Below are 13,536 nucleotides of genomic sequence, written 5' to 3'. Positions count from 1 at the left end.
CTCACACCGCTCCTTCGGTACGGGCGGCGGCCAGCCGTACGGCGTCGAGGATCTTCTCGTAGCCGGTGCAGCGGCACAGGTTGCCGGACAGCGCCTCGCGGATGTCGCCGTCGGACGGCTCGGGGACGCGTTCGAGCAACTCGTCGGCGGCGACCAGCAGTCCGGGGGTGCAGAAGCCGCACTGGACGGCGCCCGCGTCCACGAACGCCTGCTGGACGGTGGAGAGCTCACCGCCCTCACCGGCCAGGCCCTCGACGGTGACGACCTCGCGGTCCTGCGCCTGGCCCGCGGCGACCAGACACGAACACACCGGCACGCCGTCCAGGCGGACCGTGCAGGAGCCGCATTCGCCCTGCTCGCAGGCGTTCTTGGAACCGGGCAGGCCCATCCGCTCGCGCAGCACGTACAGCAGGCTCTCGCCCTCCCATACGTCGTCGGCTTCCTGCGGACTGCCGTTGACGGTGAAGGTCACGCGCATGGCTTGCTCCTGTCGTCCAGCTCGTGGGGCTCGTTGCCGCGGTACTGCTCCCAGGACCAGCCGAGCGTGCGGCGGGCCATGACGGCCAGCGCGTGCCGCCGGTAGGACGCGGTGCCGCGGACGTCGTCGATCGGGTTGGCGGCCCCGGAGACCAGCTCCGCGAACTGCCGGGCGACGGCGGGCGGGATCACCCCGCGGCTCTCCCACAGCCCGGCCTCGTCCAGCGCGGCGGCCAGGAACTCCTCGGCCGTCCGCGCCCGGATCGGGGTGGGCGCGGCCGAGCCGATGCCGGTGCGGACCTCGCGGATCTCGGGGTGCAGGGCCAGGCCGAAGGCGCAGACCGCGATGACCATCGCGTTGCGGGTGCCGACCTTGGAGAACTGCTGCGGCCCGGTCGCCTTCTTCAGCCGCACGGCGCGGATCAGCTCGTCGGGCTCCAGCGCGTTGCGCTTCACCCCCCGGTAGAAGTCGTCGATGGGGATCAGCCGGGTGCCGCGTACGGACTGCGCCTCGACCTCGCCGCCGCCCGCGAGCAGCGCCGGGTGGGCGTCACCCGCCGGGGAGGCGGTGCCGAGGTTGCCGCCGACACCGCCGCGGTTGCGGATCTGCGGGGAGGCGACGGTGTGGCTGGCCAGCGCGAGGCCGGGCAGCTCGGCTCTGAGGTTCTCCATGATCCGGGTGTACGGGACGGAGGCGCCGAGCCGGACGGTGTCCTCGGCCGCCTCCCACTCCTGGAGCTCACCGATGCGGTTCAGGTCCAGCAGAAACTCGGGCCTGCGGTGGTCGAAGTTGATCTCGACCATCACGTCCGTGCCACCCGCGATGGGCACAGCGGAGGGATGCTCGGCCTTGGCGGCGAGCGCTTCCTCCCAGCTGGCGGGGCGCAGGAATTCCATGGGGTTCTCTTCTCGAATCCGAGTGGGCTGTTCATGTCCTGTACACGCGGGGTGGCCCCAGTACACGGCTGTGGGGCCGTCCGGGTGCAGTCACCGAAAACATGAAGCGGTTGGCTGGCCAAGGGGTGGGTCTTGTAGATTCCTCCGAAAGGGTCCGCTCCGAAACCTCGCGGCAGCCCACCCGCAACACCGGTGTTCGACACTGCGACCCCGGGCTCCCGCGACGACGGCCGGGACCGCGACCACGACCCGGCAGAGGACAAGGCGACGACTATGCGGCTGCGCGCACTGCTGGACACCGAGGCCCTCGGCCTGCGGCTGCTCGGCGGCGAGGACGAGCTGGACCGTACGGTCCGCGGGGTGATGACCACGGACCTGCGCGACCCCAGCCGCTATCTGACCGGCGGCGAACTGGTCCTCACCGGTCTGGCCTGGCGGCGCGGCCCCGGCGACTGCGAGCCCTTCGTCCGGCTGCTGGCCGGCGCCGGGGTGGCGGCGCTCGCGGCGGGCGAGGCGGGGCTGAGCACGATCCCGCAGGATCTGGTGGCCGCCTGCGCCCGGCACCGGCTGCCGCTGTTCGCGGTGGACGAGACGGTGGCCTTCGCGACCGTCACCGAGTACGTGGTCCGGCAGGTCTCCGGCGGCCGGGCGGGTGATCTCGCGGCGGTCGTGGACCGGCACCGGCGGCTGATGTCGTCGGGGCCCGCGGGCGGCGGCCCCGACGCCGTGCTCGACCTGCTCGGCAGCGACCTGGACCTGCGCGCCTGGGTGCTGTCCGCGGTCGGCCGGGAGATCGGCGGCTCCGGCCAGTCGCTGGCCGCCTCGGTCCGCGCCGAGCTGGCCGGCGCCCAGCAGGCCGCCGCCCGCACCGCCCGGCCCGCGCCGCACCGCGTCGCGGTCCAGGGCGGCCGGATCTACTCGCTCTTCCCGGTCCGCGCGGGGGCTGAGGACGTACGGGCGACCGTACTGTCCGACTGGTTCCTCGCCGTCGAGGCGGACGCCGGAGAGTGGCCCGCGGAGCGCCTGGACCTGCTGCACGGCGTCACGCAGCTCATCGCGGTGGAGCGGGAGCGGCGGGACGCGGCCCGTACGGTACGGCGGCGGCTGGCCGCGGAGGTCTTCGAGCTGGTGCGCGGCGGGGCGCCGCCCGCCGAGATCGGCGCCCGGCTGCGGGCCGCGGCGCCCGTCCTGGTGCCGGGCGCGGGCGGCGCGCCGCAGTGGCAGATCGTGGTCGCCCGGGTCGACTGGGCGGGCGGCGACCTGGCGCCGGGACCGGTGGCGCGGGACCTGCTGGAGGAAGTGCTGGTCGACCCGGCGGCGGCCGGGGCCGAGGCGACGGACCGGATCGCGGTGGCGCACCTGGACGACAAGGCGATGGCGCTGGTACCGCTGCCGCCGCCGGTCCCCGGCGCCCAGGAGGGCGGCGAGGACTCCCCCGCGACCCTGCACGCCGACCGGCTGCTCGACGTGCTGCGCGGCCCGCTCGGCCGCGGGCTCGCCGACGACGGACGGCTGACCATCGGCGTCAGCGCCGCCGTGCAGTCCGCCGAGGGGCTGCGCGGCGCCCTGGAGGAGGCCAGGCACGCGCGCCGGGTGGCCGCGGCCCGCCCCGGCCGGGTCTGCGTGGCCGGGCACGAGGAGCTGGCCTCCCACGTCCTGCTGCTGCCCTTCGTCCCCGACGACGTGCGCCGCGCCTTCACCGCCCGGCTGCTCGACCCGCTGCGCGCGTACGACCGCAGGCACCGCGCCGACCTCATCCCGACCCTTGGGGCGTTCCTGGAGTGCGACGGCTCCTGGACGCGCTGCGCCACCCGGCTGCACCTGCACGTGAACACGCTGCGGTACCGGATCGGGCGGATCGAACAGCTGACGGGGCGTGATCTGTCGCGCCTCGAGGACAAGTTGGACTTCTTCCTCGCGCTGCGGATGAGCTGACGGCACGGCGGTACGGGCGGCGCGCCCGCCGAAGTGGCCGTCGAATCTCCTTCACACGTTCACCTGTTGGACCGTCCGACCTGCCGAACAGGCATTAGTGATCCCGTTCACAAAAGGTGATCTCCAACCCCTTGGCGTGGACCCCCGCGCCATGTTGGACTTCGGCCACTGCACGTAAGCAGGAACTCGCACTCGCTCGACGACGCGCTTGGGGGAGAGACTGTGGCGGAAACCGCCCTGTCGGAATCGGTGGTCGGGGAACCGGACGTATGGCGGCTGCGGGCTCGCGGCTGCTGGGCGGAGGCGGCGACACTGCTCGCGCCGTTCTGCGCCGACCACGCCGGAGCCGCGCTACGGAGGGCGGAACTGCTGGTCGAGGGGTGTTTCTACCACCTCGACGGCTGGTCCGAGGCGGAGGACGCGCTGCGCGCCGCCGAGGCGCTGGCGGGCACCGACGAGGAGCGCGGCGCCGCCGCCTCCGAACGGGGGTACCTCGCGTACGGCGCGACGCTGTTCTCCGTACGCGACCGCGCCGACGAGGCCAGCTCCGCGTTCGGCCGCGCCGCCGCGCTGCTGTCCCCCGCCTCTCCCGGCAGGCCGCTGCTGGACTTCCGGCGCGGCCTGGTCGCCGAGAACATCGCCGCCAATCCGGCTGCCGCCCGCGCCGCCTACCGCCGCGCCCACGCCGGCGCCGTCGCCCACGGCGACGTGTTCCTGACCTCCTTCACCTGGCGCCACCTCGCCGGGCTCGCCGCCGCCGACGGCGAGATCGCCGAGGCCCGGCACGGCTTCGCGGAGTCCCTCCGCATCCGCGTCTCCCTCGGGCACCTCGTCGGCACCGCCCCGGCGCTGCTCGCCCTGGCCGATGTCGAGGACGAGCCCGAGGCCGCCCGGCTCCGCCTTGAGGCCGCCCGCCTCTACGCCCTCCTGGACGGCGTCCCCACCTGGCTCGCCCCGGCCTTCACGGCGGCCTAGGGCAGGCCCCCGCCACCGGCCCCGGCGGGGCGGTTCGGTCGTCTCCGGACACCGGCCGGTGGCGGCGGTCCGCGCGGTTGCGTTCCCCGGGGCGGCGCGGGGTCAGCCCCGGGTCCAGGCGCCTTCGGAAGCGGCCCGCAGGGCGTATTCGGTGAAGTCGCGCGGCGGACGCCCCAGGGCTTGCCGGACGCCGTCCGCGGTGTGGGCGTTGCGGCCGTCGAGGACTTCGGTGAACAGGTCGGTGAGGAGCGAGACCAGCTCGGCGGGAAGCCCGTGGGAGCCGAGCAGGGCGGCGTACTCGGCGGCCGGCAGGTGCGTGTACCGGATGTCGCGCCCCGTGGCGCGGGCGATCTCGGCGGTGGCCTCGCCGAAGGTGAGCAGGCGGGGCCCGGTGACCTCGTACACCTTCCCCTCGTGCCCCGGCGCGGTCAGCGCGGCCACGGCGACGTCCGCGACGTCCTCGGCGTCGACGAAGGGCTCGCCGACCTCACCCGCGGGCAGCGCGATCTCCCCGGCGAGCACCGGCTCCAGCAGATAGTCCTCGCTGAAGTTCTGGGCGAACCAGCTCGACCGTACGATCGTCCAGTCGGCGCCGCTGTCCTGGACGGCCCGCTCGCCGCGGAGCGCGCCCGGCTCGCCGCGGCCGGAGAGCAGGACCAGCCGCCGTACGCCCAGCTCCACGGCGAGCGCGGCGAAGGCGCCCACGTCGTCGGCGCCCTCGGGCGCGGCCAGGTCCGGGGAGTAGGCGATGTAGGCGGCGCGGACGCCGTCGAGCACCTTCGGCCAGGTCCCCCGGTCCTCCCAGAGGAACGGCGGCTCGCCCGCCCGCGAGCCGATCCGTACCCGCAGCCCGTGCTCGCGCAGCCCGGCGGCGACGCGGCGGCCGGTCTTCCCGTTGCCGCCGAGGACCAGCACCGTCTCGTGTCGTGCGTCTGTCGTCGTCATGGGTCAAGCCAACGTCAGCGGCCCTCCCCCGGACCATGGCCGACCCGCTCACCGGCATACGCGGGCGTCTTCGGCCGTCTCGACCGGCTCAGCCGCGGGCGGCGCCCGAGAAGTGCTCCCTGACCAGCGCCTCGACGGTGTCGGTGTCCCCCGCGACGAGGGCGTCGAGCAGTACGGCGTGCTCGGTGGCGTCGGCGAGCAGCTCCGCCGGGGCCGGGCGGGCGGCGTGCGGCGGGCGCGGGACGGCCAGCGGCCACTGGGCGCGGCGGTGCAGCTCGTCGGCGACGGAGACGAGCTGGAGGTTGCCCGACAGGCCCAGCATCGCGCGGTGGAAGGCGCGGTCGGACTCGGCGTAGGCGGCCCGGTCGCCGAGGGCGGCGGCGGTCACGGTCGCCTCGGCCAGCGGGCGCAGCGCCTCCCACTGGTCGGCGGTGACGCTGCGGGCGAGGCCGAGGACGACGGGCACCTCGAGCAGGGCGCGGATCTCGGCCAGCTCCGCCAGGTCGCGGGCGCTGCGCTCGGTGATCCGGAAGCCGCGGTTGGGCAGCACCTCGACGGCGCCCTCGCGGGCCAGCAGTTGCATGGCCTCGCGGATGGGCGTGGCGGAGACGCCGTAGCGGCCGGCGAGGGCGGGCGCGGAGTGCACGGTGCCGGGCGGCAGCTCACCGCTGACCAGCGCGTGCCGCAGCGCTCCGAGCACCTGGTCGCGTACGGACAGCCGCTCGGGCATGCGCCGCGGCGCGGGCAGCTCCGGCTGCCCGGCATGCGGGTGGTCGCCGCGTACCTGCTCGGCGCCCCCGGGTGCGGCTCGTTCCACGCGGCGTCCCTCTCCGTACTCCGTGAGCGTGACCGGCCGTCCTGGCCGTGACCGGTGACCAGTGCCTGGTGACGCCACTCGGGTGGCGCAGTGCGGTAAGCGTAACCCGCGCCGGTGGTGTCCCCTGCCGCCCGCGCATTACCCCCACGGGGTATCGCGCGGAGCGCCGTACGCGCGCCGGTCACCGCCCGCCGAGGGAAATTCCCCGCACCGGATTCCGTGCGACGCAGTGACGTCGGACAGGTCCGACGTCAGCTTCCGGAACCACGAGTGGACTGGTCCAACGGCCTTATCCCCCACCGGCATTGGACCAGTCCGAGAGGACGGACCGGGCTGGCGGAGCCGATCGGACGTGCGGTCTCGTTTATTCTTGTGCGACCTTGTTTACTCTCGGTTCGCTCTCGCCCATGGAGTCCGCATGGCCCTGTTCGATCTGCCCCTCGAAGAACTGCGCTCGTACCGGCCGGAGCGCCACGAGCCCGACGACTTCGACGCCTTCTGGAAGCGCACGCTCGACGAGGCGGCGCGGTCGGCTCCCGACGCCGAATTCCTGCCCGTCGACGCCGCGTTGACGGCCGTCGACGTCTTTGACACGACCTTCTCCGGCTGGGGCGGCCACCCGATATCCGCCTGGCTGGTCGTGCCGCGCGGCGCGGAGGGCCCCGTGCCGTGCGTGGTCCAGTACATCGGGTACGGCGGCGGGCGCGGCCTGCCGCACGACCATCTGGTGTGGGCCGCCACCGGCCGGGCCGTGCTGGTGGTGGACACCCGCGGCCAGGGCGCGGTGGGCCGCAACAGCGCGGGCTCGACGCCGGACCCGCACGGCGGCGGCAACCCGCAGGCCCCCGGCTTCATGACCCGCGGCATCCTGGACCCCGAGGCGTACTACTACCGCCGGGTCTTCACCGACGCCGTCCGCGCGGTGGACGTGGCGGCGGCCCATCCCGCCGTCGACGCCGGGCGGGTGTACGTGGCCGGCGGCAGCCAGGGCGGCGGCATCGCGACCGCCGCCGCCGGACTGCACCCGGGGGTCGCCGCGGCGCTGATCGACGTGCCCTTCCTGTCGCACTTCCGGCGCGCGCTGACCCTCACCGACCGGGACCCGTACCAGGAGATCGTGCTGTTCCTGGCGACCCAACGCGGCAGGGACGACGACGTGTTCACGACCCTCTCGTACTTCGACGGCCTCAACTTCGCCGCCCGCGCGACGGCTCCCGCGCTGTACTCGGTGGCGCTCATGGACCAGGTCTGCCCGCCGTCGACGGTCTTCGCCTCGTACAACCACTGGTCGGGCAGCACGAAGGACATCAGCGTCTACCCCTGGAACGGCCACGAGGGCGGCTCCGCCGAACACCGCGCCACCCAGCTCCGCTGGCTCCGCGATCTGGAGGCGCAGCGGTAGCGGACCGATGCGACACGCCCGGCACGGGCGGCGGCCGGGGCGGGCCAGAGGGGATGGGCCGGAGGGGGCGTGCGGGCACGCCTTTCCCCCGAATGCCGTAGTGGCAAACACCCCGGATTGCTCAAGAACCCTTCTCCATGAGTAAGGTAAGCCTTACCTCGTAACGATCTCGTGTCGCTCGAAACACCCGATGGTGAGCCGCATGCCCGTGTCCAGAATCCTGCCGCCCGCCGCACCGACCGGCTCGCCACTGACCATGGCGTACGACCGGCTCACCCAGGTCTTCCCCGGCCTCGTCGTGACCGAGGCGACCGACGTGACCCAACCGCTGCCGCACGGCCCCGGCTGGGTCGGGGCGCGCGAACTGGCGGACGGCGGCGCGGCGGCGGACGCCCTCACGGACACCGTCGCCGCCCAGGTCACGGCCGACCACGGCCGCCGCCCGCGACCCGACGTGGCGGCGGCGCTGGCGCTGCACCGCTACGCGTGGCCCGCGTGCCTGCTCTTCACCGTGCCGTGGTTCCTCAGCCGCCGGGTGCCGCGGCTGGCGGTCACCGACGTGTCCTTCCACCGCGCCGCGGGCCGGATGACCGTACGGCCGCGCTCCTTCGCCTGCCTGCCGGACGACCCGGCCGCGGCGCTCCCCCACGCCCGCGTCGTGCCCGACGAGGCGGCACTGCGCGACGAACTGCGGGCCGCGCTGGCCGAGCATCTCGCGCCGCTGCTGGAGGGATTCGGGCCGCGGCTGCGGCGCGGACCGCGTGCGCTGTGGGGCATGGCGACCGACGAGATCACCGAAGGGCTCTGGCGCGTGGGGCAGTTGCTGGGCGAGGAGGAGCGGGCCGCGGCGGAGCTGGCCGCGCTGCTGCCCGGTGGCACTACGCCGTATGCGGGAGGCGCCGCATTCCGCGAACTGACGGTCCCGACCGGTACTGACGCACCGTCACCGCCCGTGAGCCGGACCCGGGACCGGCTCACCTGCTGCCGGTTCTATACGATCAGTCCGGCCGATGCCTGCACCACCTGCCCGCGGACCTGCGACGCGGACCGGATCAGGCGGCTGGTCTCGGCGGCCTGACGATCACGCTACGATCTCGCTCAACTGAGTTGTTGTGGCACGGAAGTTCGAGCAATCCATCCGAAGGCGTGCTCTTGGGCCATAACCTCTCCAGTCATCCGCGCTCTTCGCAAAGATGTCGCTCGTAAGCCGTCCCGCGGCCCGAGCGCGACGGAAGCGACACTAGGAATCGCACATGAGACTTACGGACATATCGCTGGACTGGGCGCTCTCGGGGGCCATCGGCCTGGTCGTCCTCGTGGCCTGCGTGCTCGTCTTCCGCAACCGCAAGGCGAGTTCGAGCAGCGCCGACGGCGCCCAGGTGGATTCGTGGGAGCGCAGTGAGGAGCGCCGTCGCCGCAAGGAGGCGATATACGGCAGCGCCTCGTACGTGCTGCTCTTCTGCTGCGCCGCCGTCGCCGCGGCCCTCTCCTTCCACGGCCTGGTCGGCTTCGGCCGGGAGAACCTCAACCTGACCGGTGGCTGGGAGTACCTGGTCCCGTTCGGCCTGGACGGCGCGGCGATGTTCTGCTCCGTGCTGGCCGTCCGTGAGGCCAGCCACGGTGACGCGGCTCTCGGCTCGCGCATGCTGGTGTGGCTGTTCGCCGGCGCCGCCGCCTGGTTCAACTGGGTGCACGCGCCGCGCGGTATCGACCACGCCGGTGCTCCGCAGTTCTTCGCCGGGATGTCGCTCTCGGCCGCGGTCCTCTTCGACCGCGCGCTGAAGCAGACCCGCCGGGCGGCGCTGCGCGAGCAGGGGCTCGTACCGCGTCCGCTGCCGCAGATCCGCATGGTGCGGTGGATGCGGGCACCGCGTGAGACGTACGCGGCCTGGTCCCTGATGCTCCTCGAAGGCGTACGCACGCTGGACGAGGCGGTCGAGGAGGTCCGGGAGGACAAGCGGGAGCGCGAGCAGAACGTGATGCGCCGCCGCGACCACGACCGGCTGGAGCGGGCGCGCGTCAAGGCGCTCAACCGGCAGCACAGGAACTGGCCGCGTGGTGGCGGCCGGGGCGGCCGTCAGGTCGAACTGCCTCCGGCGGCCAGTGCTGCGGGCGGCAGCGGCCAGGCCGCATCGGAGCCTGCCATAGAGGCCCACGCGGCCGAACTCCCCGTCCGCGCCCGTCCGGCGCTCCAGCCGGTACGCGAGGACGCCGCGGCCCCCTTCACCATCGACCTGACGGCGGAGGACGACACGATGACCCTCCCCCGACTGGACTCCCTGGAACGCAAGCTGGAGGAAATGGAACGCCAATTCGGCTGAGCCGAAAGCCGGTTGTCGACTGCCGCCCACGGGTGGTGGGGCACGGGAGAGATACCCGGGTCCCCGCCCCGTGGGCGCTGTCACGCGCGGCGGGCGTCGACTTCGAACCAGACGACCTTGCCCTTGCCGCGTGAGTGCGCGCCCCAGGCGTCGGCCAGGGACTGCACGAGGAGGAGCCCGCGGCCGGAAGTGCCGTGGTCCTCGGGGGCGGTCGCCTGGGCCGGGAGCCTCGGGTGCCGGGCGAGGTCGTCGTAGACCTCGACGCGCAGCCGCTCCCCGGCCGTCCGCCCGGGGACGAGTGTGGCGGTGAGCACCGCCCCGTCGGTGGTGTGCTGGAGTGCGTTGGTGACCAGCTCGGTGGCGAGCAGCTCCGCCGTGTCGCAGAGCACGGGCACTCCCCAGTCCCGCAGATGCTCGCGCAGCAGGCGACGCACCTCGGCCACGGCCGGGAGGTCGGCGTGCCGCACCGTATGCCGCAGTATCTGCCCCGTGATGTCCGTCTGATCCCCCAGTTCCCCTGCTTCGGGCTCTTCCATGGCCCCGCTCCGGTCGCCGCCGCGATTCCCCGGTCGAACTTTCTTGCCGATAGGCATTCCCAGCCCCACAGGTTCCAGTCCTGCGCGCGTGATCCCCTGATGTGTCCCGGATGCGCGCAGCCGACGTCACATCGGAGGTCTGCGGATCGCGCCGCCGCCGTCGCGGATTCTCGACCCGGGCAGGCACTCTGACCTCCACTCCCTGAAGAGGTCCGATGTATAGCCGAGTCGGCGTTGTGAAAATCCTTGACACTACGCGGTCACGGCCTCCACTCTGTGGCGCACTCATCCCATGTGTCTCTTGGGTGTTGCGCCTGTGTTGTCGTCCCGTTGCCTCGGGAGGGGCCCGTGTACTCACCGCAAGGAAAACTCGGACGTCGGCGAATGATCCGACCACCCGCGCTCGTCACCACCGCACTTCTGGCGGCGGGCCTGCTCACCGCGGGCCTGCTCGTCCCCGCCGCCGCCCCGCCGGCCGCGGCGGCGACCGCGACCACGGCCTGGCAGAACGGCGGCTTCCATGTCGACACCCCCAATGTGATCCGCCGTTCGAACATCGTGCTCGGCTCGCCGAACACCGCCGCCGCGCAGTCGCTGCCACTGGGCAACGGCTCGCTGGGCGCCGCCGCCTGGGCCGCGGGCGGCTTCACCGCACAGCTCAACCGCGCCGACACCCTGCCGGGCCGCAAGTCCCCGGGCCAGGTGCAGATTCCGGGCCTGTCCGCGCTGACGAACGCGAGCGACTTCAAGGGCTCGCTGGACGTCTACACCGGTGTGCTCACCGAGTCCGGCGGCGGCATGACCCTCAAGTCCTGGGTGTCGGCGACCAAGGACGAACTGATCGTGGACGTCACCGGCGCCGATCCGGGCGCCCAGCAGACCGCGACGCTGAGCCTGTGGTCGGGCCGCGGTCCGCAGGCCGCCGTCTCGGGCACCGTCGGCACGCTGGCCGAGACCTGGGTGGACAACCAGGAGGCGGGCTCCTCGGGCCGTACCTTCGGCTCGCTGGCCGCGCTCTCCGCGGGCGGTCGCAATGTCACCGCCTCGGTGGTCAACTCCACCCAGGTGAAGGTCGCGTTCACCCCCAACGCCGACGGCTCCTACCGGGTGATCCTCGGCGCCCCGACCTGGACCGGCGGCAACGCGGCGACCACCGCCGCGAATCTGCTCGGCTCCGACGCGACCGTCGCCGAGTCCTCGCTGCTGTCCTCCCAGCAGTCCTGGTGGTCCGGTTTCTGGGCCAACTCCGGTGTCCTTGAGGCGAATTCGGCCGACGGCACCGCGCAGTACATGGAGACGCTGCGCACCTTGTACCTGTACATGGAGGCCGCCTCGATGCGCGGCACCGTGCCGGGCAGCCAGGCGGGCGTCGCCGACATGTTCAACTTCGGCCAGGACCACCAGAACTGGACGCCGTCGGCGACCTGGCTGTGGAATCTGCGCACCCAGATCTCCGCGAACACCAGCAGCGGCAACTTCGCGCTGAACATCCCGATCTTCAACCTCTACCAGAACAACCTGGCCGCCATCGAGGCGTGGACCAAGCAGCAGATGGGCGGCACACCGGGCGCCTGCGTCCCCGAGGTCATGCGGTTCAACGGCAACGGCGGCGACCCGGGCAACGGCGCCAACGCGGCGTGCAGCCAGCCGGGCAGCCCCAACTGGAACGCCCTGAACATCACCTCGGGCGCCGAGATCAGCCTGTTCATCTGGCAGCAGTACCTGGCCACCGGCGACATCAACTTCCTGCGCACGTACTACCCGTTGCTGAAGTCGTCGGCGACCTTCCTGCTCAACTACCAGAAGGTCGGCTCGGACGGGAAGCTGCACGCGGTCGCCAACGCGCACGAGACGCAGTGGGCGGTGCAGGACCCGACGACCGACCTGGCCGCGGACGCCGCGCTCTTCCCCGTGGTGATCAAGGCGGCGCAGCTCCTCAACACCGGGGACACCGCGCTGATCTCGCAACTGACCACCGCGCAGGGCCAGATACCGGCGTGGGCGCGTACCGACTACGGCCGTACGCAGGTGCTGCCGCCGTCGGCGGACGCGTCGAACAACGACATCATCGCGTACTCGTACCAGCCGACCGCGCAGATCAGGAACAGCGAGAACATCGACCTGGAGCCGGTGTGGCCGTACAACCTGGTCACCGACGACCCGGGGTCTCTGCGGGACCTGGCGGTGCGCTCGTACAACCACCGGGCGGTGACCGGGGGCAACGACTGGAGCATGGACGCGATCGACGCGGCCAGGCTCGGGCTGGCCAGTGAGGTCGCGGCGAGGCTGACGTCGATCACCCAGAGCCACCAGGTGTACATCAACGGGCTGGCCGACCTCGGCAACACCGTCGGCACGGAGGCGTACATCGAGCAGGCGTCCGGTGTCGCGACCGCGCTGAACGAGGCGCTGGTGCAGGACTACGACGGGCTGCTGCGGATCGCCCCGGCCTGGCCGGCCGGCTGGGACGCGGCGGGCACGGTCTCGGTGCAGGGCAACACCAAGGTGGACGTGCAGGTCCAGAACGGCACCCCGGTCACGGTCGCCATCCAGGCCGGGTCGTCGCAGACCATGCGCGTGCGCAACCCCTGGCCGGGTCAGTCGGTGCAGGTGGTGAACGGTTCGAGCAACGCCGTCGTGGTCGCGCCGACCACCGCGGGCACCTTCAATGTGCCGGTCGCCTCGGGGCAGTCGTACCTCGTCGAACCGGTGGCCGCGCCGACCACGGCGCTGCCCTACGCGCAGGTCTCCGGCTCCCCCGCCACCGCCGCCAAGCACCTGGGCAATGTGCAGATCGGTCTGGACGGCGGCGGCACCGCGCCCGGCGGCGGCACGGTGGTCTCACTGCGCGCGCACGCCAACGGCCAGTACGTGACGGCGGACAACGCGGGCGCGGCGCCGCTGATCGCCAACCGTACGGCCATCGGGCCCTGGGAGCAGTTCGACGAGATCGACCAGGGCGGCGGTTGGATCGCGCTGCGCGCGCACGCCAACAACAAGTACGTGACGGCCGACAACGCGGGCGCCGCCCCGCTGCTCGCCAAGGTCGACGCGGTCGGCACCTGGGAGCAGTTCCAGCTCGTGCGCAACGGCGACGGGAGCGTCAGCCTGCGGGCGCGGGTCAACAACCAGTACGTGACGGCCGAGAACGGGGGCGCGGCGGCGCTGATCGCGAATCGGGCGGCCATCGGGCAGTGGGAGGAGTTCGATCTGATCCAGAGTTGACGGCTT

11 protein-coding genes are annotated in these 13,536 nt (G+C 72.9%); 6 read left to right on the top strand and 5 right to left on the bottom strand.

Annotation, left to right across the window (positions count from 1 at the left end):
* Position 1: 1 nt before the first annotated feature.
* Both ACFZAM_RS24875 and ACFZAM_RS24870 read right to left on the bottom strand, forming a co-directional pair.
* Entirely contained in the window at positions 2 to 478 is a 477-nt protein-coding gene (locus ACFZAM_RS24875; protein WP_355338872.1) for a (2Fe-2S)-binding protein, read from the bottom strand.
* A complete protein-coding gene (locus ACFZAM_RS24870) occupies positions 469 to 1,374 on the bottom strand; it encodes a xanthine dehydrogenase family protein subunit M (RefSeq protein WP_355338869.1) in 906 nt (301 codons plus the stop codon). Before ACFZAM_RS24870 ends, ACFZAM_RS24875 begins: the two co-directional genes overlap by 10 nt.
* A 273-nt stretch (positions 1,375 to 1,647) precedes the next feature.
* Between ACFZAM_RS24870 and ACFZAM_RS24865 the strand changes: the two genes are divergently transcribed.
* A complete protein-coding gene (locus tag ACFZAM_RS24865; protein WP_391049580.1) occupies positions 1,648 to 3,309 on the top strand; it encodes a PucR family transcriptional regulator ligand-binding domain-containing protein in 1,662 nt (553 codons plus the stop codon).
* A 222-nt stretch (positions 3,310 to 3,531) separates the two neighbouring features.
* Positions 3,532 to 4,284, top strand: a complete 753-nt coding sequence (locus ACFZAM_RS24860; RefSeq protein WP_391049409.1) for a hypothetical protein — start codon at positions 3,532 to 3,534, stop codon at positions 4,282 to 4,284.
* Between the two features lie 102 nt (positions 4,285 to 4,386).
* Here ACFZAM_RS24860 and ACFZAM_RS24855 read toward each other — a convergent pair whose 3' ends face one another.
* On the bottom strand, positions 4,387 to 5,229 hold the full coding sequence (locus ACFZAM_RS24855; RefSeq protein WP_355338860.1) for an NmrA family transcriptional regulator: 843 nt from the start codon (positions 5,227 to 5,229) through the stop codon (positions 4,387 to 4,389).
* Between the two features lie 88 nt (positions 5,230 to 5,317).
* The gene (locus ACFZAM_RS24850; RefSeq protein ID WP_355338857.1) at positions 5,318 to 6,046 is read right to left on the bottom strand and encodes a GntR family transcriptional regulator; all 729 of its coding nucleotides are present in this window, start codon (positions 6,044 to 6,046) and stop codon (positions 5,318 to 5,320) included.
* A gap of 418 nt (positions 6,047 to 6,464) precedes the next feature.
* On the opposite strand from ACFZAM_RS24850, the gene ACFZAM_RS24845 reads away from it, so the two are divergent.
* The 3 genes from ACFZAM_RS24845 (at position 6,465) to ACFZAM_RS24835 (ending at position 9,769) form a co-directional block, all read left to right on the top strand.
* Positions 6,465 to 7,448, top strand: a complete 984-nt coding sequence (locus ACFZAM_RS24845) for an acetylxylan esterase (RefSeq protein ID WP_391049407.1) — start codon at positions 6,465 to 6,467, stop codon at positions 7,446 to 7,448.
* Between the two features lie 202 nt (positions 7,449 to 7,650).
* Positions 7,651 to 8,526, top strand: coding sequence for a (2Fe-2S)-binding protein (locus tag ACFZAM_RS24840; protein WP_391049405.1), 876 nt, complete (start codon positions 7,651 to 7,653; stop codon positions 8,524 to 8,526).
* A gap of 175 nt (positions 8,527 to 8,701) precedes the next feature.
* Positions 8,702 to 9,769, top strand: coding sequence for a DUF2637 domain-containing protein (locus tag ACFZAM_RS24835; protein WP_355338847.1), 1,068 nt, complete (start codon positions 8,702 to 8,704; stop codon positions 9,767 to 9,769).
* A gap of 80 nt (positions 9,770 to 9,849) precedes the next feature.
* Here the strand turns inward: ACFZAM_RS24835 and ACFZAM_RS24830 are convergent, their stop codons facing one another.
* Complete coding sequence (locus tag ACFZAM_RS24830; RefSeq protein WP_355338844.1) at positions 9,850 to 10,305, bottom strand: ATP-binding protein; 456 nt, start codon at positions 10,303 to 10,305, stop codon at positions 9,850 to 9,852.
* A gap of 384 nt (positions 10,306 to 10,689) precedes the next feature.
* Between ACFZAM_RS24830 and ACFZAM_RS24825 the strand changes: the two genes are divergently transcribed.
* Positions 10,690 to 13,530 carry a hypothetical protein gene (locus ACFZAM_RS24825; protein WP_391049403.1) on the top strand — a complete coding sequence of 947 codons (2,841 nt, stop codon included), beginning with the start codon at positions 10,690 to 10,692 and terminating at the stop codon, positions 13,528 to 13,530.
* The last annotated feature ends 6 nt before the right edge of the window (positions 13,531 to 13,536 follow it).

It is taken from the genome of Streptomyces sp. NPDC008079, assembly GCF_042957385.1.
In the GTDB taxonomy this organism is placed as follows: domain Bacteria; phylum Actinomycetota; class Actinomycetes; order Streptomycetales; family Streptomycetaceae; genus Actinacidiphila.
The sequence above is the reverse complement of the archived record's forward strand: the minus strand, read 5'-3'. Positions and strand labels throughout refer to the sequence as shown.

Excerpts from the sequence above, each read along its gene's own strand:
- ACFZAM_RS24855 (WP_355338860.1), bottom strand. The coding sequence starts at position 5,229 with ATGACGACGACAGACGCACGACACGAGACGGTGCTGGTCCTCGGCGGC.
- ACFZAM_RS24825 (WP_391049403.1), top strand. The coding sequence starts at position 10,690 with ATGATCCGACCACCCGCGCTCGTCACCACCGCACTTCTGGCGGCGGGC.
- ACFZAM_RS24870 (WP_355338869.1), bottom strand. The coding sequence starts at position 1,374 with ATGGAATTCCTGCGCCCCGCCAGCTGGGAGGAAGCGCTCGCCGCCAAG.
- ACFZAM_RS24830 (WP_355338844.1), bottom strand. The coding sequence starts at position 10,305 with ATGGAAGAGCCCGAAGCAGGGGAACTGGGGGATCAGACGGACATCACG.
- ACFZAM_RS24865 (WP_391049580.1), top strand. The coding sequence starts at position 1,648 with ATGCGGCTGCGCGCACTGCTGGACACCGAGGCCCTCGGCCTGCGGCTG.
- ACFZAM_RS24875 (WP_355338872.1), bottom strand. The coding sequence starts at position 478 with ATGCGCGTGACCTTCACCGTCAACGGCAGTCCGCAGGAAGCCGACGAC.
- ACFZAM_RS24835 (WP_355338847.1), top strand. The coding sequence starts at position 8,702 with ATGAGACTTACGGACATATCGCTGGACTGGGCGCTCTCGGGGGCCATC.
- ACFZAM_RS24845 (WP_391049407.1), top strand. The coding sequence starts at position 6,465 with ATGGCCCTGTTCGATCTGCCCCTCGAAGAACTGCGCTCGTACCGGCCG.
- ACFZAM_RS24840 (WP_391049405.1), top strand. The coding sequence starts at position 7,651 with ATGCCCGTGTCCAGAATCCTGCCGCCCGCCGCACCGACCGGCTCGCCA.